The sequence below is a fragment of the Pedobacter nototheniae genome, assembly GCF_032678625.1.
In the GTDB taxonomy this organism is placed as follows: Bacteria; Bacteroidota; Bacteroidia; order Sphingobacteriales; family Sphingobacteriaceae; genus Pedobacter; species Pedobacter nototheniae_A.
On record NZ_JAVTSO010000002.1, the window covers coordinates 492,489 to 513,232 of the forward strand.

12 protein-coding genes are annotated in these 20,744 nt (G+C 37.7%); 9 read left to right on the forward strand and 3 right to left on the reverse strand.

Annotated features, from left to right (window positions below; translation table 11 throughout):
* Position 1: 1 nt before the first annotated feature.
* The 6 genes from R2Q77_RS07795 to R2Q77_RS07820 all read left to right on the forward strand — a co-directional run bounded on the left by R2Q77_RS07795 (position 2) and on the right by R2Q77_RS07820 (position 10,982).
* Positions 2 to 1,009, forward strand: a complete 1,008-nt coding sequence (locus R2Q77_RS07795; protein ID WP_316803157.1) for a fasciclin domain-containing protein — start codon at positions 2 to 4, stop codon at positions 1,007 to 1,009.
* Between the two features lie 30 nt (positions 1,010 to 1,039).
* A complete protein-coding gene (locus R2Q77_RS07800) occupies positions 1,040 to 4,354 on the forward strand; it encodes a carboxypeptidase regulatory-like domain-containing protein (RefSeq protein WP_316803158.1) in 3,315 nt (1,104 codons plus the stop codon).
* Between the two features lie 17 nt (positions 4,355 to 4,371).
* Positions 4,372 to 6,540: an IPT/TIG domain-containing protein gene (locus R2Q77_RS07805; RefSeq protein ID WP_316803159.1), complete on the forward strand. Its 2,169-nt coding sequence runs from the start codon at positions 4,372 to 4,374 to the stop codon at positions 6,538 to 6,540.
* A 283-nt stretch (positions 6,541 to 6,823) separates the two neighbouring features.
* Positions 6,824 to 7,417: a superoxide dismutase gene (locus R2Q77_RS07810; RefSeq protein ID WP_410479262.1), complete on the forward strand. Its 594-nt coding sequence runs from the start codon at positions 6,824 to 6,826 to the stop codon at positions 7,415 to 7,417.
* Between the two features lie 285 nt (positions 7,418 to 7,702).
* The gene (locus R2Q77_RS07815; protein WP_316803161.1) at positions 7,703 to 9,889 is read left to right on the forward strand and encodes an alpha-galactosidase; all 2,187 of its coding nucleotides are present in this window, start codon (positions 7,703 to 7,705) and stop codon (positions 9,887 to 9,889) included.
* Between the two features lie 253 nt (positions 9,890 to 10,142).
* The gene (locus R2Q77_RS07820) at positions 10,143 to 10,982 is read left to right on the forward strand and encodes a DUF5694 domain-containing protein (RefSeq protein ID WP_316803162.1); all 840 of its coding nucleotides are present in this window, start codon (positions 10,143 to 10,145) and stop codon (positions 10,980 to 10,982) included.
* Between the two features lie 110 nt (positions 10,983 to 11,092).
* On the opposite strand, the gene R2Q77_RS07825 is transcribed toward R2Q77_RS07820, so the two are convergent.
* Entirely contained in the window at positions 11,093 to 11,740 is a 648-nt protein-coding gene (locus R2Q77_RS07825) for a hypothetical protein (protein ID WP_316803163.1), read from the reverse strand.
* Positions 11,741 to 12,245: 505 nt separating this feature from the next.
* Here R2Q77_RS07825 and R2Q77_RS07830 point away from each other — a divergent pair.
* The 3 genes from R2Q77_RS07830 to R2Q77_RS07840 all read left to right on the forward strand — a co-directional run bounded on the left by R2Q77_RS07830 (position 12,246) and on the right by R2Q77_RS07840 (position 15,596).
* Positions 12,246 to 14,336 (forward strand): hypothetical protein, encoded by a 2,091-nt coding sequence (locus R2Q77_RS07830; protein ID WP_316803164.1) that lies wholly within the window; start codon positions 12,246 to 12,248, stop codon positions 14,334 to 14,336.
* Between the two features lie 5 nt (positions 14,337 to 14,341).
* A complete protein-coding gene (locus R2Q77_RS07835; RefSeq protein ID WP_316803165.1) occupies positions 14,342 to 14,788 on the forward strand; it encodes a hypothetical protein in 447 nt (148 codons plus the stop codon).
* 415 nt (positions 14,789 to 15,203) lie between these two features.
* The gene (locus R2Q77_RS07840) at positions 15,204 to 15,596 is read left to right on the forward strand and encodes a hypothetical protein (RefSeq protein ID WP_316803166.1); all 393 of its coding nucleotides are present in this window, start codon (positions 15,204 to 15,206) and stop codon (positions 15,594 to 15,596) included.
* A gap of 92 nt (positions 15,597 to 15,688) precedes the next feature.
* On the opposite strand, the gene R2Q77_RS07845 is transcribed toward R2Q77_RS07840, so the two are convergent.
* Together R2Q77_RS07845 and R2Q77_RS07850 are read right to left on the reverse strand one after the other, a co-directional pair.
* Entirely contained in the window at positions 15,689 to 17,176 is a 1,488-nt protein-coding gene (locus R2Q77_RS07845) for a RagB/SusD family nutrient uptake outer membrane protein (protein ID WP_316803167.1), read from the reverse strand.
* A 27-nt stretch (positions 17,177 to 17,203) separates the two neighbouring features.
* The gene (locus tag R2Q77_RS07850) at positions 17,204 to 20,341 is read right to left on the reverse strand and encodes a TonB-dependent receptor (RefSeq protein ID WP_316803168.1); all 3,138 of its coding nucleotides are present in this window, start codon (positions 20,339 to 20,341) and stop codon (positions 17,204 to 17,206) included.
* Positions 20,342 to 20,744: the final 403 nt, after the last annotated feature.

A 20,744-nucleotide genomic window follows, 5' to 3' on the forward strand; every position in this document is an offset into this window, starting at 1 on the left:
CATGGCACAGCAAATTAATCCATATAAAAAGAACGCTTTATTTTCTTTAATGCTGATGGCCGTATTGGGTACATCGTGCAGTAAAGATGAAAATAAACTAAGTGATTACGACAACAACAAAATTAACCTTGTTATAGCCGATAATTTTAATCTTTCTGCTTTTAGTGCGGCTTTAAAGCGCAGCGAACTCGATAAAAAATTACAGCAGGGAGCAGGGCCTTATACCATTTTAGCACCTTCTGATGCGGCTTTCTCCTTAGCGGGTTATGCCAATCCGGTTAGTGTGCTTACGGCAAATCCAACCACCATTTCGCGCATTGCCTACTACCACACGTTAGATGGAAAATACGAACTGAATAGGTTACCTTTCCTTTTTAACCAGGAATTGCGCTCGCGCGGTGGTAAATTATATGCTACGCACTGGATAAAGGGAAAAGATACGGTACTAACCATCAACGGCTCGCGGATTATATCGCAAAATATTCCGGCTTCAAATGGCTTAATACAAGTAATTAACCGCGTACTAAGTCCGTATCTGCATGATTTGCTTGGCGATGCAGCCTCAGCCGAATCAAGCATTACACTTTTTACGCAGGCTTTAAAAAGCTCGGGATTGTTAGAAACCATAAACGAAGCCGGTCCATATACCATTTTTGCCCCAAATAATCAAGCTATGGAAGCAATGGGTTATACCAGTTTAGAACAAATTAATAATACCGATAAGGAAGTGCTAAAGCGTTTGGTAAACTACCACATTGTAAAAGACAGGCGTTTTATTTACGATTATATCCTCAGCACAGGATCAACCAACACCAGCCGCCAGGCCATGCTCGATGGCAATTCTGTTTCCATGATTTTAACCCCAGACCCCAGCGCACCCGGGAGTTTTAACGGAATAACATTAAAAGGAATTGGAAATACAACAAATGTAAAATTAGTCAAACAAGATATCCTGGCGGGTAACGGTGTATTACATATTATAGATGGTGTTTTGCGAATTACCCAATAGGGATAAAATGCAACAATTAAAATTAAACTGATGAAGAAAATTATATATTCCATACCCGTCTTTTTGCAGTACCTTTTTATGCCGCTGCCAAAGGTTGGGATTAAAATTATTATGCTGTGTGCTTTAATGCTGACTTCCATTTATGGCATGTCACAAGAAACCAGTGGCTCATTAACAGGGCAGGTTAAAGATGCAAAGGGAATCGCTATTCCTGGTGCAACAATTATTGCGGTTCACACACCTTCCGGAACGCGTTATGCAATTTCTGCCGATGTGGATGGCCGGTATTTCTTAAACAATTTAAGAATTGGCGCGCCTTATACCGTAACGGTTTCTACCACCGGGATGAAAACCGAAGTACGTAACGATGTTGCTGTTCGACTGGGCGGGAGTCAGCAGCTAAATTTTGTGTTGCAGGAAAATGCCCAGGAGTTAAGTACCGTAGTCGTATCTGCTAAAAGTAAATCAAAACTAAAAGCCGATACGTACGGAACGGGTAAAAATATAAGTGCCGAGCAGGTTAAAAATATGCCAACCATTAACCGCAGTATTACCGATATTACACGTTTAACACCACAAGGAAGCCGTGATAATAGTTTCGGCGGAACCAATTTTCGCTACAATAACGTAACCATTGATGGTGCCGTAAATAATGATGCCATTGGCTTTAGCCCCTCGCTGGGCGGACAAACAGGTACTTCAGGCATGAATGGGAGCAGCACCAGAACCAACCCTGTTTCATTAGATGCAATTGAAGATATGCAGGTTTACCTTGCACCTTTTGATGTTAAGATCGGGAATTTTACGGGTGGATCTATAAATGCGGTAACCCGTAGCGGAACCAATAAGGTGAGTGGATCTGTTTATGGTTTTGGCAGAAATGCAAGCATAACCGGTAACGATCGTGTAGGCAGCCTTGGTAAAATGAACAACGATTTTCAGGATTATCAGGCCGGTTTTCGCATCGGTTTCCCAATTATTAAAAACAAATTGTTCTTTTTTAGTAATGAAGAGGTTACCCATCGCCAGGATCCAACTCAGTTGTATGTGGGCACAGCAGAAACGAGCCGTATCCTTAGCATTGCCGATGCAGAATTAATTGGGAATGCAGTTAAAACGCGTTATGGAAATACGTTTGATGCGGGTACAGCAGGTGTGTATACCAATTGGAGCAAATCTCAGAAATTCTTTAACCGCTTAGACTGGAACATCAACGATAAACACCAGCTGGCGATTAGGAACAACACCATTTTCAGTAAAGCCACCCATATGGATCGCGACCAGCAAGATTTTCGTTTCAGCAGTATGGCTTTCCAGCAGGAAAATAACCAAACCAGTACGGTAGCCGAGTTAAAAAGCCGTTTCAGTAATGAACTTTCGGGAAATTTATTAGTAGGCTTTACCCATGTGAGCGATAACCGCGATCCGCTGAGCGATCCTACCTTACCGCAAGTGCAGATTATGGGGCACACACCTGGAACAACCATTTATTTGGGTACCGATCGTGAAGCGAGCATCTTCAACATGAAACAAAAAACCTGGGAGTTTACCGCTAACTTAAACTGGACTAAAGGACGACACAAAATTTTAGTTGGAACGCACAACGAACTTTACAATATCCAATATGGTTTTGTAAATGCCTGGAACGGTCGTGTGGATTATCAAAGCATAGAAGATTTTATCCGTAATAATCCTTACCGCGTTAGGGGAAGTTACAATTATACCAATAACAGCAGGGATTATTTATTGGCAAACCCGGCAGCTGATTTTAATGTAAACATGTACAGTTTGTATGTACAGGATGAAATCAGGATCAGTGATAAATTAAGCATCACCCCGGGTTTACGTGCCGATTTGGTGAATTTGCCAACCATGCCTCAATTAAGTGATAAAGTGCGGGATATTATCGCCGATCCAAACTTTGGCAATACCTACACGTACACACCACTTAACCGGATTGAAAATAAATTTTTAAATAAAGTACAATTATCACCCCGTTTAGGATTCAGATATGATGCATTAGGCAATCAAAAACTGATTGTAAGAGGAGGAGGAGGTTTATTTACGGGCCGTATTCCCTTCGCCTGGTTAGCCTATGCCTATTACAACACGGGTAATAATTTTGGCGCTTTTGATCAAAAAGCCGATCAGCAACCTTTTGCACCCGGAAGTGATGCCATTAAACCAAGTACAAATGGCATAGGGAATTTTATTGAGCAAAATGGTACCGTAATTAATAACCCTAACAGCGGTCGTACACAAATCGATCTGGTTGATAATGGCTTCGTAATGCCGCAGGTGTTTCGTGGGAGTTTGGGTATTGATTACGAAACCGAAAACGACTGGCGGTTTACTGTAGAAGGCATGTATACCAAAAGTTTAAAAGATGTATTGTTTCAACAGCTAAATACTAAAGATAACCCACTGTATTATGGTTATGATAAAGAAAAACAGCAACCCGTTTACAATGGAACGGTTGATCCGCGTTTTTCTAATATTTACTTGTTAAGCAATACCAGTCAGGGCTATCGTTACAGCCTGACCGGATCGGTGACTAAAACTTTTGTTAAAGCTTTAAATATCAGTGCGTCTTATACGTATGGCGAATCAAAAGATTTAAGTAATGGTGTACGTAACTCCATGGAAAGTAACTGGCAGTTAAACCAGGCTTTAGTGCCTAACCATCCTGCACTTACCTATAGTAATTTCGATACCCGTCATCGTATTGTGTCCAGTATCGGCTATACGCACGAGTGGAAAAAGGCTGGAAGAACTACAGCAAGTTTATTCTTCAGTGCGCAATCGGGCAGTCCGTTTAGTTATGGTATTGTAAACAGCAGCATTCAGGGTTTGTCACAGCAGGTAAGTTTGGCTTATATTCCGCAACGCGATGAAGCCATCCGTTTTTTCAAAGATCTGCAGGGGCAAACGGCCGTACAACAAGCTGCGGCCTTTAACCAGTTTATTGATGGAAATACCTATTTGAACAGCCGCAGGGGAAATTTTACAGAGCGTAATAAGGGGCGTACACCTTGGAACGTACAGGCCGATTTACATCTTGCACATGAGTTGTTCGTAAATAATGCTAAATCACAGTCGCTGAGTTTAAATGTCGATATCATCAATCTTACCAATCTGATTAATAAAACCTGGGGCATACAGTATTTCTCTCCAAATACCTTTAACTCAACCAGCAGCGTAGGTTTAACGCCAACATTATTTCCACCACAGCAAAATGAAGGAAATTATCCTGTATTTACTTTCAGCAATCCGGGGCAGCCATATAGCATAGATTATTTTGGTTCGCGAACACAAATGCAATTAGGCTTAAGATATAGCTTTTAACATAAAAATAAATCAATATGATTAGTCAACATAAATGGAATTTAGGTATCGGGCTGATGCTGTTTTTCTTGCTCATTACCGGAGCGTGTAAAAAGGACAAAACGGAACCTGTTGCCGTAGCGTTTAAAATAGAGAGTTACTATCCAAACAGTGGAAATGCCGGTACGCTGGTTACCATTACCGGAAAAGGCTTTGGTACCGATATTAATAAGTACTCAGCTACTATTTCTGGGAAAGGTGCAGAGGTAATCAGTGCAACGGCCGAAGCTTTGGTTATTCGTATGCCCGAAGGTGGTACTACAGGCGCACTTACCTTAAAATATGATACACAAAATTTTGATATTGGACCCTATACCTATCAGGATTTAACCATCACAACTGTGCTGCCGGCAAATGGTCCGGCTGGTTCGCAAATCAGAATTACAGGTGCTGGTTTTAGCAGTACAACTGGCCTGGCTACTGTTTTTATTAATGGTAAAGCGGCATTAGTGGTGAGTGTATCGGATAATTTAATTGTAGCCGAAGTACCCGAAGAGGCCGGTTTTGGCCCTATAATGGTAAAAGTTAATGGCAAGGAAGCCAAAGGACAGAATTTTACCTGCCAGGCCATTAACGCAATTAAACCATTAACGGGTGGTAAAAATACAAAGGTTACCATTACAGGTACGGGCTTTGAAGAATTGGCAGCAGGAAATATTGTTGATTTTAACGGAACTGCCGCAACCGTACTGGAAGCCACTAAAGAACAATTAATTGTATTAGTACCTGAGGGCGTAAAAACCGGTCCGTTATCGGTAAACATCAACGGGCAGAAAACCACGGGACCTATATTTACCGTAGTTGCTGCACCATCTATTGAGTATGTTTCGCCATTAAGCGGACCTAAAGATGCCCTAATGACCATATCAGGTACTTTGTTTAGTAAGGTGTTAGAGGAGAATAAGGTTTTTATTAATGGAATTTTAGTGCCGCTTCAATCAGCGAGCGAAAACGAATTAAAACTTGTAATACCTGGTGGTACGGGCAGTGGGCTTGTTCGTATAGTGGTAAACGATCAGGCCGTAGATGGGCCACAATTTAAAGATCAAACCTTGGGTATTAGTTCAATTAGCCCTGATAATGGGCTGACAGGTACAACGGTAACGATAAAAGGATCAGGATTTAGTACAGTTGCAGCTAATAACAAAGTTTATTTTAACGGTGTATTGGCAACCGTAAAAACAGCCACCGAAAACAGTTTAGTGTTGGATGCACCTATGGGATTAAGTACTGGAGATTTAAAAGTTGTGGTAGGTAGTCAGGAAGCCTTAGCGCCTCAGCAATTTAGAAGAGCAGGAGTAGAAACACTTGCCGGTGGACCAAACAGCAACGCTTTCGGACGTTATATGGCAGGTATAGCAGTAGATAATAATGGTAATATTTATGTAACCGACAGATCAAATAATGTGGTAAAAAAGATTACAGCTAATGGCACAGTAAGTACACTGCAGGCAAATGGTACTGATATAATTTTTGATACGCCATATGGAATTGTAATCGACAAGCAGAATAACATTTATGTTTCGGACATAGGCCGGAATCAAATCCGCAAAATTACGCCATCTGGACAGAATACCGTATACGCTTCGGGCTTTTCACCGGGCTTAATGACATTTGATAATGCCGGAAATCTTTTGGTCAACATTGTGAGCGCTTATGCGGGCATGAACAGGGTAAATACAGCAGGTGCTTTTTCAAAAATCACTGGCCCTTTTTGGCCGATAGCACATAGCGCTGTAGATGCCGCCGGAAACCTTTATTACGTAGATTCGAGTTCGAGCAGTAACAATGGCATTTCACGTATTGGTGCCGATGGAGTAAACCTGTCAACCTGGATAGGCTCTTCTGAAGGTGGATACGCCGATGGAATTGGCCTGCAAGCCAGGTTTAACAGCATTTCGGGTGGTTTATTTTTATATGGAACAGGCAAATTAATTGCTGGCGATCGCTTTAATTCAGCCATCAGGGAAATTGACACCAACACCAAAAAAGTTTCGACTTTACTAAAGTTGACTTTGGGATTTGCAGATGGTGCATTTAATCAAGCTAAAATAGGCTCAATGGAAGATATGGCAGTGGATAAAGACGGAACTATTTATGTTTTAGATGCCGAAAATAAAGCGGTAAGAAAAATCTTTTTGAAATAGTTTTTTTATTGGGTAGCCCGGGGAGATAATCATGCTTCCTGGGTTTTTTGTCATTAAATTAATTCCGAAAACTAAAAACCTTCTTTGTTTGTATCTTTAAGTATAAAGCATTTTCATCCAGTTATTTAATGGAACAAATATTATGGAACCAATTGAAAGAAGAAAATTTTTAGGTTTAACCCTAACAGCTGCTGGCGCAATAACCCTGGGAAGCATCGGCGGATTACCGCTGAGTACTTTTGCGACAGAAAGTACAGATGGAGAGAAGAGTAAGCGCGCATTTATGTTCGCTCAGGAACCTTTACCATATGCTTATGCTGCGCTCGAACCCTCTATTGATGCAATGACAATGGAAATTCATTACACCAAACATCATGCAGCCTATGTGAAAAATGTAAACGATGCCATTAAGGCTGAAAATTTAAATTATAAAGATGCAGCCGATTTTTTTGCTCATGTTTCAGGTATGTCGGCCAAAGCCAAAAACAATGCCGGTGGTGCATGGAATCATAATTTTTTCTGGTCATCAATGAAACCTACGCCATCAGTTCTTCCTCAGGGAAAGCTGAAAACTGCAATCGAAAAGGCTTTCGGTTCAGTAGATGCTTTTAAAGAAGAGTTTTCAAAAGCAGCGCTGGGGCAATTTGGATCAGGGTGGGCATGGCTGATTTCTGACAAAGGAAAGTTAAAAATCATTGGTACCCCCAATCAGGATAACCCTTTAATGGATAGCGCAATTGTAAAAGGTACACCGCTTTTAGCAATTGATGTATGGGAGCATGCTTATTACCTGAAATATCAAAACAAACGCAATGATTATATTGCGGCATTCTGGAATATAGTTAACTGGGATCAGGTAGCCAAAAGGCTTTCCTAATCACCTCTGGTAGTATTTAAAGCAGGATAATCTAATAATTTATCCTGCTTTTTTGTTTCCGGATAAACCCGTTTAACCAATACATTTATTTAATAAGTATTAATATATAACAAAGTTTGCTATATTTACCCCTGAGAGCGTTAATTTAGATACGGGTGTAAGGTTTAGGCTTTATACCCGTTTTTTTTTGCTTTTATTACAGGGTTTCAGGTATTTTAAAATGAACAAAAACCTGCACATCAGGTAATGATTTTGTTGTAATCTCTTCACTGAAACCTGACCAAAATGAAAAAAAAATACATAAAATGTATTTCCCTCTTGTTGTTTACAGTCCTTTTATCTTTTTTGGCAAAAGCACAGCAAAGTAACAACGACTGGATTCTGAAACCTTCAACCTATAAAGCTTCTATAACAAGTTCAATTCAAAAAAAGGAAATTACCCTTAATAATGGCCTGGTAAAAAGAACATTCAGGCTAAGTCCCAACCTAATCTGTACAGATTTTGTTAATTTAATGAATGGGCAGCAACTGCTTAGGTCGGTTAAAGCAGAAGGCAGATTAACCATTAATGGCAAGAATTATAATATTGGGGGTTTAAACGGCCAGAAAGAAAATGCTTATGTTTTGCCTGAGTGGCTGGATACGCTTAAAACAAATGCAAATGATTTTAAGTTTAACCGCTATGAAATTAATGCAATTAAGCCACAAATTAACTGGAAGAGCAAATTTTGGGCGGTTAATAATAAGCAGCCAAGTGGTAAAAAGATTTCATTTTTTTATACGGCAGGCGCTAAAGAACTCCGTGGGCTGGAAGTGGTTGTACATTACGAATTATATGATGGCCTGCCACTGATTGTAAAATCACTGACCATTAATAACAATACAGATGCGACCTTCACTATTGACCGTGTTGTGAGCGAAATTATCGGAATGGTAGAAGAACAAAGTGCAGTGGTGGGCGGGGTAAATCAAATGGCTAAACCACAGGGCATTTATTTCGAAACCAATTACGCATTTAACAATTCTATGCGTTATGATTTAAGCGATCAAACAACCCATTGGAAAGCAGATCCGGCCTATACCTCACAGGTAAATTATGATTATCAAACCCCTTGTCTGGTCGAAATTTACCCCGAAAAAGGTCCGGGGATAGTACTCAAAAAAGGAGCGGTTTTTAATTCTGTACGCACACACGAATTGCTGATGGATAGTTATGATCGGGAAAGAAGAGGACTCAGTATCCGTAAAATGTACAATACGATTGCACCCTGGACAACAGCAAATCCAATATTTATGCACCTGGTAAGCAGTAATGATGAGCAGGTGCGTACTGCAATAGATCAGTGTGCTGCTACAGGATACGAGGCATTGATTTTAAGCTTTGGCAGCCATTGCAATATGGAAGATACCACTGCGGCTAACCTTAAAAAATGGAAAGAACTTGCAGATTATGCACACCAAAAAAAGGTATTTATTGGAGGCTACTCTTTGTTCAGCTCCAGAAAAATAAGTGACGAGGACGATGTGATTGATCCTAAAACAGGAAAACCCGGAGGCGCATTTTTTGGTAATGCCCCTTGCTTTGGAAGTAAATGGGGACTGACCTACAGGGATAAAATTAAAAATTTTTATACCCAAACCGGTTTTGATATATGGGAGAATGATGGACCTTATGCCGGAGATGTATGTGCATCAACAAGCCACCCGGGGCATAAAGGACTTGAAGATTCCCAATGGCAGCAAATTAATATTCAGAAAGAATTGTACCACTGGCTAAACGAAAAGGGCGTGTACATTAATGCGCCTGACTGGTACTTTTTGGATGGTACACATAAAATTGGATTGGGTTACAGGGAGGTTAATTTTTCGCTGCCAAGAACACAGCAACTTATTTTAAACCGGCAAAATATTTTCGATGGCACCTGGGAAAAAACAGCTTCCATGAGCTGGGGTTTCGTGCCATTAACAAAATACCAGGGCGGTGGCCCCGAAGCTGTTTTAGAACCGCTGAACAACCACCTTAAAGATTATGAACAACTTATGGTTCAGTATTATGGTGCAGGTATTCAGGCCTGTTATCGTGGCCCCAGGTTGTACGATACAGAATTGACCCGGAAAACCGTAATTAGGGTTATCGATTGGTATAAAAAGTACAGGAACATCCTCAATTCTGATATGGTGCATTTGCGTAGGGCCGATGGGAGAGATTGGGATGGTTTATTACATGTAAATCCTGATTTAAAAACCAAAGGAATGTTGATGCTTTACAATCCGTTAAAAGAAAAAATAAGCAGAACAATCAAAGTTCCATTGTATTATGCCGGTTTAACGGATTACGCATTGGTTAAAGAGCAGAATGGAAAAGCTAAACGCTACAAATTAAACAGAAATTATGAGATTGAATACCAATGTGTTTTAGCACCTGAAAGTTATACGTGGGTGCAAATTGAAAGTCCTGCAAAAAAGGAATAATCATTTTAACCGTCGATCCATTCTTTTCGCTAAACTGGATAAAATCGGTCTACCTGCTATGCGAAAATTACACAAACGGTTGTGCTTTATTAATGCTTGCGATAATTTTATAACGGACTTTTATTAAATCTTATGGTTGGTGTTATCACCAACTATTTAGGTTTATGCTTTATTTGGTGAGTATCAACCAAAGAAAAATCAATTCTGCATGCAACATTCAATTAGTTTGAAGTGTCTCTGTAGAAAAAGTATCATGAAATCAATTAAAATTACAGTCTTTCTGGTTTTCTTCTTCAATTTTATATATGGCCAAAACCGGGAAGTTCTTATCCTGGGAACGGCTCATTATTCTAATATTAAATCAGATTCCATTACAAGTAATCAGAAACAGAAAGAACTGAGCGAAATTTTGAATGCTTTAAAAAAGTTTAACCCCCAACAGATATTAGTTGAAAGACCATCTGTTCAAGATTCAATTTTTAATACCGCATTTGAGTATGCTAAGAAGGGGCAAAAATTGCCTAAGAATATAGATTGGCTCCTCAATAATGAAATTTATCAAATAGGTATAAGATTAGCTGCAGAATTGCAACTGTCTCAAAGTGTACAGGGAATAGACTGGAGATTACCAAATCTGGATTCTAATAATCAAAGTTTCAAAAATGAGATTGAAAAGAATTATTTTCTATATGCTAAAAGTGTATTAAGTCCCCCTATAAAATATGAAGCGGATAAGGGTTATTCAGCATTAATTTCTTCAATCCATCATCAATTTGAAAAATATTATGGAATGGAAAAAAATATAACTTTGAAGGAAATGTATTTGGCACTAAATGATCCGAAAAATATTGAAAAACTATATACAGCCAATAGATTAGGCGAATTATATTTAGATGAAAATTTAGGTGCCGAAAAAACCGAAATTGGAAGTTTTCGCGACTATAAGACTTTTAGATATGCGTTAAATATAATAAAGCCGGAGACCCAACGTGTATTAATAATCTATGGTGCAGCACATACTCAGATATTAAGGCAGCTTTTCCAATTCTCAGATCAGTTTAAGCTACGAGAGATTAATGAATTTATACGATAAATGGTAACAGAGCACTAAGATAAAAAGTGTCAATTCATAGGGGTATTATAGTATTTTTTAGCTTATAGTTGGTGTTATCCCCATACCAAAGGATGAATCATTTTTAAGTTTTAATAAGTACTGAAGTTTTTAAAAAAATCATCATTATGAACATTCCCATTAGCTATCATTGTTTTAAATGCATTTAGCTCGGTAACTGCTTTTTGATTTTTATAAAGTGGTGTGATTTTATTCAAATAAATTATAGCTTCTTCCTTTCCCTTTGAATAGTACAAAACAAGAGAAACTGTTGTATCATAGTTTACAGTTTTATGTTTATCCAGCTCAGCCTTGTTGATTGCTGATTTATAAGCCTTATCAAAATATTTTGAAGCAGATTCATTCTGCTTTAAATAATCTTTTTGAATAATTCCCCCGCTTAAATATGCTCTAAAAAGAAATGGAGATTGTCCATTTTTTATGACTTTATCAACAGTTTCGATAGCTAACTTGTATTTTCTTAAATAGAGTAACGAAGATAACTTATTTAAATAGGCAGAATTATATTTTGAATCAATTGTAGTTGCACTATCTAAAATACGCAGAGCTTTTTTACTTCTCTGCTCGTCTGATAAGTTTATTTCGGTTCCATTTATTAAAAGTTTAAAAGCTTTATTATTAAGCGCAACAGCCTTGGGATTATGATTTGCTTTTGGTGTAGATTGACATGACGCTGAAAAAGAGTAAAAAAGAATATAGAAAAGGAAATAGTATTTCATTATAATATTATGTTTTGAATTTTGCAAAAATTAAATTATCAAGCAGGAATGTACATTTCTAAACTATATGATTTTGAATTATCCTGTTGCCCTGCTCCAGTAATTATATATCATCACCATTTCAATAAAAATTAATGAAGATACGTCTAAAATCACTTTTATGAGACCTTTTTTTGCAATTGAGCATTTATTACAATACTGTAAACGAAAAAGGTTTAAGAATTTATAATATTTTCCTTATATAGATTGAGTCTTTTAACATTCATTTATTAAAAAAATAATTGAATATAAAATATGCTGTAAATTTTGGTTTACGTAACCAATCTGGGATTGATGTAATTTTTCTTTCGATAATAGGGCTAATGGAAGACTTTTCGGATAGTAATGACCTATTTCATGTAAATTAATTATAATTAACCGCTGCATTAAATTTATGGAATTATCTTCGTCCGATCATCCTTGTTAAAACTTACCTATTAATTTATTTAACAATTATTAAAAATCGATGAGAAAGATTAATGCACTCTCTTTGCCTTTTAAGGCAATCAGCCTCTGTTTTGTAGCCTTCCTTTTAGTTATAGTATCTTGTAAAAAGGATAATTTAAATGCAGGGAAATTATCCCAAAATGAAATTGAAAATTTAAAAGACTGGCAAAGCAAAAACTTTGATCAAAAGAGTATTTTGTTTGCTAAAATGGTCCCCAATTGGAATAATGTTTATGTAAATCAATTAAAAGACAAAACTGTATACGAAGTTGATTTAACAAGCACTGATAATGCTTTTATAACTAATGGCTTTCTAAGTAAAGGTGATAAGAAAGACTATCAATCTACCAGTAACTTTAAACTTTTGATATTTAAAGATATTAAGACTGGCAAAATAACCGATGGCTATTACATGTCAAGCATTTCCAATTTGCCAGCACATTACACACAGGTAGATAACTTTACTGGGTATATTTATTTTTATAATAAACAAGGTAATTTTGTTAATGGATGGGCATTTGATAATGGTAAAGCGGTACAGAGTATTAGTCAGGGTACAGAGGCTGGTTATAGAGAAACTATGAACGCAGGGTTAAGAGAAAAAATTAACCTGAATAATTTTGGTGATGGAAGAATCCAGGTCGCTTCACAAGAATTCTGCTATACCATCGAAATTCCAATTTATGGTACAAGCTGTATTGCTGCTAGCGGTGAAAGCGGACCTGCTGGTCCTCCAATTTGTGTAACCATTATTAAAGGATATACCTATGGTCGATATTGTACTCCTAATCAAATGGCCGTAGATGATAATGGTGGTGTAGTGCCTGATCCTAATAATCCAAAAGGAACGGAACCTAAAAAACCTACATTGCCATCGATAGGACCAGATGACGGTCCGGCAACTAAAAATTATGGGGTAGATCCTAATTGTTTAAATTGCAAGATTCCTGAGGGTGATTTTGATAAACTTTTAGCCGACGCAAGAACGGCAGGATTAATAGTAACTCCACCTAAACCAAATACTACAGTTACCACACCCGATGGATCAAAATATGTTGGTACAGTAACAGAGATTAGAAATGCAAATGGGGAGTTGGTTGTATCATATTTTACACCGAATACAAGCGCAGGCCCCTTTACTGTAGGTTATCAGTTTAGTTTGGGAAATGGCGGGCCTGACGGAACGAATACTTCAAGTAATTATACTCCATATTTTTTTAGTTCTAGTGGGGAAGCAATTATTTTTAATTCAATGCCTTCATTAGGAGGAGGAGGAACCTCACTAACGTATACTTTTGATGCAAATTATTATTATTCAGAAGCAGAAATGCTCGATATTGTAAATTCGATTCAAGATCCAATCACAGGAAATGGAATAGATTTTTACTTATTGGTACAATATAGAGGTTCTAAATTATTCAACTTAGGTTTAAGAAGTACTTCTAATACTATTGAAGTAGGAAGTTATACTTTAATGCCTTTTTTTAATAGTAATGGTGGATTATCATTCTATGTTGCATCCAGACTGGGCAACGGAGGAACAAAAAATGGTGTTGAATATCTTATCAAAGCAGATCAATTAAATATCTTTAGGGCAAACATAGAATATTATACTAACATTGCTGATTGGTTTTATTTAAATGGGATACCAAGTCCCGCTATGATTAAATATGTTGCTGGTAAAAGCTTTAGTGAACGCGTTAGCGCATTAAGTAGTTTATGGGGAAGTGCTTTAAGATCTCCAGCATATTGGGCGTATTTGGGTACAAGTTTGTTGTACTCGGCAACAATGGTTGGAGAAGCCAGTGTTATAGCTGAAGCAAAAGCAGGGATATCGTCTCCAGAATATACTTTTACGGAAACCGCAGGAAATCATCTTAAGGAAGTAGTAAAGCGTGGAATGAATAAAGGCCAGCTTACAAGACCTTATATGAACTCTCCATTAACTGTTCAAGAAATAATGGTAACTGGGCCTGGAAGCGCAGATGCAACTTATTTAGGTGGTGTGAATTGGAGGGTTCCGGGCAACTTTAGAGGAACAAATGGCACATGGGAATTAGGCATAAATCCACAAACCAAAGTAATATATCATTTCAATTTTACATATTAGGTGTAATGAAATTTAAAATAGTTGAAACTGAGCACATTCATCAAGGAGTGGTGAAATATATTAAAAAGGATTTTTCATTTGATACAGAGCCAATTATAAACGAGATTGACTATGAATTAGCCTATAATAAAGTGACATTAACTGTCGTAGATAAGCAAGTGGTGCAAATTTGGGGTTTTTCAGGAGGGGATACTAAAAGGGTTAAACTTAACCAAAATATCCCTCAATATAAAAGGGGAATCCTTATGGTTGAGGGAGAATTTGAATATGATCTTTGCTACAGTATTAACAAAGTCTCTGTACAGGTTTATGAAAATGAAAAAACAGGTTGGTTTTGTATTGGTGATCCAAAATTCGAAGGAGAAGGTGTTGAGTTTATTAATAAATGTATTGCTTTTATTGATAATGAGGGTCTATTAATGTCACTTTGGATAAAACCACTATACGTATAGCGATTATTAAGTGGAATTAAAAATATAGAAAAGGGTATCTTATGCGGTACAATATTAATGAACTATACGAAATTATCTTTCATATAGTTCATTAATACTTTAAGTCAGTAAATTTTACTTTATATAAAGTCTATAAAAAAAAATAATAATATATAGTTTCTTTTTATTGCTGTTTTCTAACCAAGTGTTTTCTCAAGTCCAAAGTGTTAAGGATATGTATTGGGATTTTAGCTTATGGTTGGTGTTATCACCAACTATAATAAATGATGCTTTGGTATAGTAATAATACCAACCAAAGGAAATAGACATTAAAGGAAAAGGAAGCCGGCAATCAGCTTTCGGTTATTTGCATTGGCATGGTCTGTGATTTCAATAGGGGAGTTTATTTAAAATCGTCTCCCTATAACCTATTGAAATGAAATCATCAAAGCTATTGTTGTTGTTGCTTTTTGTCATTTGCATAAGCACAGCAAGCCAGGCGCAGAGCCCGCCTAAAGCCGGAAGCGCATGTTATTATCCAAGTTTTGGCCAAATTTATCAAACCGTTTACAGCGGTACCGATTTTGTGTACGATAATGGCAATGGCCCTTATTCTTATCTCCAATGCTCCAATAAAACGGTTTTACAGGCATCGGGCACTTGTAGGGTACGCATTCCAAACGGGCAGCCGCAGGGAGGGAGTTATTACCCCGGGCAGCTTTTTACCATTACTAAAGTGATACCCTGCGGTATAGATGATTACGCTTTTTTATTGATGATACCAGCTGCAGCGGTAGCTTATATATCGTTTAATAAAAGGCTGGTGTAGCGCAACCCGCCTGTGGAAAATATCTACAGGATGTGGTAAAAACGGGCAGTAAAAAATAAAAGCCCCGAATAAATCAGGGCTTTTAAAAATTATTATGGGTTTTGCACCAGTTTTGGGTTGGTATTAAACTCAAGTAATGGAATGTAGTAAATTACCCGTGGGTCGGTATATTTAATCTCTTGGGTAGTTTGGCCCGATAGCAGGTGTGTGCCGGGGTAATTTCTTACCATGGTCATTTTGTTTCTGAAAACATCAAACTTACGTTGGGCTTCAAAAGCAAATTCTAATCTTCGCTCATCTAAAACTACATTTAGAACGCTGGTGTAACCCATCATGTTTGTTGAAGAGAATAGTTGGTTGCCGGTAAGTCCGGCACGCTTACGGATTACATTTACCTCGTCCAGTGCTTCATCAGGTCTGCCCAGTTGCAGGGCACACTCTGCTTTTGTAAGGTGCATTTCGGCAAGGCGTAATATAACCGGCGAGCTTAGGGTTTCTATTCCATTTTGAAACGAAAATTTGTTGATGTAATATTTTGGGTAACCGTTTCTTATTGATAGGATTGGGTTTCCGTTTGCATCTTTTTTAAATGTTCCATCATCATTTTTATCGTATTGAGGCTCAACAAAAGCATTGCGAACATCGTTAGGGAATTTGTTTAGCAAATCTCTGTAACTCTGTGAGGCATACATTTCGCCGTAACCAATACCGGCCGAGTAATACATTGATCCAATGGCATCATCAGAACGATCGTCTTTCAACTCATGCTGAATGGCAAAAATAGTTTCCGAATTATCTTTAGGCAATTTGGTAAAATATTTAGGATATTCTGCAGTACTTAACATGGTATAACGATTACTTTTTACAACCATATCTGCATAATCATAGGCATCTTTATAATTACCCATGTATAAATAAACACGGCTTAATAAGGCTTCGGCTACTTCTTTTGAGGCAAAATTATCGTTTTTGCTGCTGCCCATTAATTTAATTGATTTAAGTAAATCGGCCGTAATTAACGCATATACATCCTTAACCTTTGAACGTGCAGGAAGATCATTTTTATCGGTATTGGTTTTAATCATTACACCTAAAGATTCGCCATTATCATCAGTATAAGGCCTACCGAAGAATTTAACCAAATCCCAATGCACCATGGCCCTAATAAAATAGTTTTCGCCCAGTAATTGGTTTTTTGTAGCATCCTGGCTTTCGGTAACCAGCTCTATTACCACGTTGGCACCATATATGGCCTGGTAAGCCTTACGCCAAAAGTTGTAGGTATTGCCCTGATCGGCTAAATGCTGATAGTTGTAAGCATAGAAAAGGGGATCAGTGGTGGTTCCGCTTAGCGAAACATTATCACTTGCATATTCTGATAACATGTGCAGGTTGCGCGTGTAATAAGGATCCTTAATGTAGTTGTAATTACCAATGGTGGCTGCGGTTAAACCTTCTATCGTATTTATTACTTTATCTGTAGTTAACGAATCATAGGGTTCTTGCGACAGTTGTTTTTTACAGGATACTGCGGTTATAGCAAGTAATGCAACTGCAGCTATTTTATATTTTTTAATCATGATCTTCTGTTTTTTAAATAAATGTGCTTAGAAGCTTACGTTAACACCGAATAATATTTTTTTACTCACCGGGTATTTCATTCCGCTTACTCCATTACTTTCAGTTGAGGTTGCAGCAGCAACGTTAGAAACTTCGGGGTCCATTCCAGAGAATTTTGTTAGTGTAACCAGGTTATCGCCACTTACAAACACACGGATATTGGAAACTTTAAGCTTTTGTAGTAAAGTTTGAGGTAAATTATAACCTAAGGTAACGTTACGCAACCTGATGTATGAGCCATCTTCGAGGAACCTTGATGAAGGTTTGTAAGAGTTTTTATTGCCATTAACCACCGCTTTAGGGTGTGTAGCTATATCTCCAGGATTTTCCCATCTGTTCCATCCATCTCTTAAATCCATGCTGTTGTATTGCGGATAGGCACCATCTGCATCAAATAATTCGCGGCTTGAATTGTACACCTTATTGCCATAAACAAAGTTTATAAAGGCATTTAATGTAAAGTTTTTATAAGAGAAATCGTTTCCAAAACCGCCGGTAAATTTAGGGGTAGCAGTACCTACATAGGTTTGTGTAGCTTTACTTTGTGAGTTTACAGGTGTTTTAACATCATTTCCGTTTGCATCTTTTGTAATGTTGTACCATAATGGATCTCCGTTATCGGGGTTTACACCAGCCCATTCAAACATATACCATGAGTTTAAATCGCGGCCCACTGTTGCTCTTTGATAGCCTCTTGTAATAGATTGGCCATTATACAATTCCATAACCCGGTTTTTATTAAAACCAATGTTAAATGTGGTGTTCCATTTAAATTCGCCCGTTAAATTTTTGGTATTTACTTCAATATCAATTCCCTTGTTTCTTACACTTCCAACGTTTAGGTTATAGTTATAAAAACCTGTTGCAGCGTTTAGCGGAATCGCAATAATTAAATCTTTATTTGTTCTTTGGTATACATCAACACTTAAATCTATCCTGTTCCAAAAGCTAATGTTTACACCGGCATTGATGGTTGTAGGTTTTTCCCAGGTTAAATCTGGATTTCCTAAATTGCTTGGGTTAGCACCCGGAATACCTGAATACTGGTTATTGGCCCCTGTATATAAATCTAATGCTCCATAATTACCGCCCGGCGTATTTCCGGTAACACCATAACTTCCTCTTAGCTTTAAATTGGTAATTACTTTCGATTGAAAGAATTTTTCGTTTGAGATGTTCCAACCACCACCAACAGAGTAAAATAACCCGTTTCTGTGGTTGCTTCCAAATTTAGACGAAGCATCATTTCTTAATGAAACTGTGGCAAAATAACGGTTGTCATAATTGTAATCGCCCATAAATAATTCAGAAACATTCACGCTTTTAGAATTGGTTCCTTTTATTAATTTAGCAAGGGCCGTGGCATCCATTACACTTAAACCCGCTAAGAAACCATCTGCTGTAGCATTAAGCCCATCCTGATAGTTCTGCTGATATTCAAAACCTGCAATTCCCGAAAGATTGTGTTTGCCAAAGCTATGTGCGGCGTTAAAAAGGTTAGAGGTAATAAAACTATTGCTGTAACCATATTCGTTATACAATTCGCCCGATGTAGATTTTCCAACAGGTGTTCTTGGATCCGTTAATCGCTCTGCACGCATATTGGTTACGGTATAACGATTAGAAGTTGCAAAATTTAACCAATCGGTAACCTTATAATCAAATTTAACATCGGCGGCTAAACTCTGGTCTCTTCTGTTGTCTTTATCAAACTGGCTGCTGTATAAAAAGTTAGATGCATCACGGCCATACCAGCCTTTGGTATTAAAATCAACATATTTTACACTACCATCTGCATTGTACGGGCTATCCCAGGGCATATTTGTATAAGCCTGGTATAATGCACCGCTTGGATCGTTGTTGGTTTTGGTAAAACTGGTATTTAACCTGGTTGTGATCTTAAACCGTTTATTAATTTGATGTTCAAGGTTAACGCGGAAAGCAAAATTTTTATAATCAGTATTAATCAATGTACCTTGCTCATCGTAGTAATTGGCACCGATGTAGAATTTTGTTTTTTCATCACCACCAGAAATGGTTACATTCTGATTGTTGGTATAAGCCTCTCTAAAGGCCAGGTCTACCCAATTGGTGTTTCCAGGATTGGTTGGAATAAAGTTTTCCAAATAACCTGAAGTTGTAATCGGTAATTTCTTACTGGTTAAAAAAGCATCAATTTCTGCTTGTGTTGGATTAGGATTGGTTGCCTGAAGTTGTTTGATAAAACTGGCACGTTTACCATTATAATCATTAGTGTATAAATAGGTGCTGTAATTGGCAAGTTGCTGGCCATTCATCAGTTTAAAATTACCCTGGCTGGCGTTGTTTATACCAAAAGATCCATTATATTCTACCCTGGTTTTACCGGCTTTACCTTGTTTTGTGGTAATAACCAATACTCCGTTGGCTGCCCTTGATCCATATAAACCTGTTGCAGCGGCATCTTTTAAAACCGTAACCGATTCAATATCTCTTGGGTTTGCTGTACCACCAATAATACCATCTACAACGGTAAGTGGTTCGGCACCGGCTGTAATGGTTCCTGTACCGCGAATACGAATGCTTGGGGTGGCGCCTGGCTGGCCAGAAGCCGAAGAAACACTTACCCCTGAGGCTTTACCTTGTAAAAGGGTGGCGGTATTGTTGCTGGTTACATCCAAAAGTTCTTTAGCCGTAACCGTTGAAACCGAACTCACAATTTGCGATTTGTTTTTGGTAACATAACCCACTACCACAACTTCGTCCATCATTTTAGCATCGGGTTTAAGGCTGATGTTAATCGTTGGTTGACCTGAAACCACAACTTCTTGATTAGTGTAACCTATGTAACTAAATTGAAGCGTTGCGTTGGCAGCTGCATTAAGGCTAAACTTACCGTTGCTATCAGTCATGGTACCGCCAGTGGCGTTTTTAATTTTAATTGATACCCCAGGAAGTGGCTGCCCAGTTTCATCCGTTACTTTTCCAGTAACTGGACTTTGCGCATAAGCAACGCTTGAAAGTATAGTAAACAATAATAAGGTAATCACTTTTGAGAGCTTATTCAGCAATGGCTTTTTTGGCTTTGCCGAATAAAAAAAGGTTCGTTTCAGAACCCGATCGGTTAGTTTGTAAATTTTTGTCATGAAATGATAATTAATGTTGGTTAGCAAAGTTCTCAGTGAAAAAAGCATTTTTTTCTAAAAGAACGCTCGAAAGATATAAATTAAAAGAGTGCCCGATGGGATTAGTAAAGCGCTAAATCAACGCAAACGTTTGATGTTTTTTTAAGCACTAAATAAAATTTTAAGGAAGAAAAGGATGGAGAAACCTGGCTTATTGGCGTCTTTTTTTATCGATTTGGCTGTTTGTATGCTTATTTGTCGAAAACCCGTCATTTAAGTACCTTGAGCTTTATTCGATTGAGAGGAATAATCTGCAAGAAACATAGTTTAGTATACCCCAAACCTATATTTTATCATTAATCAAACGTTTGTGTTAAGCTTTTTTTATGGGTTAAATAAAAGGTCAACCGATTAAGAAATCATA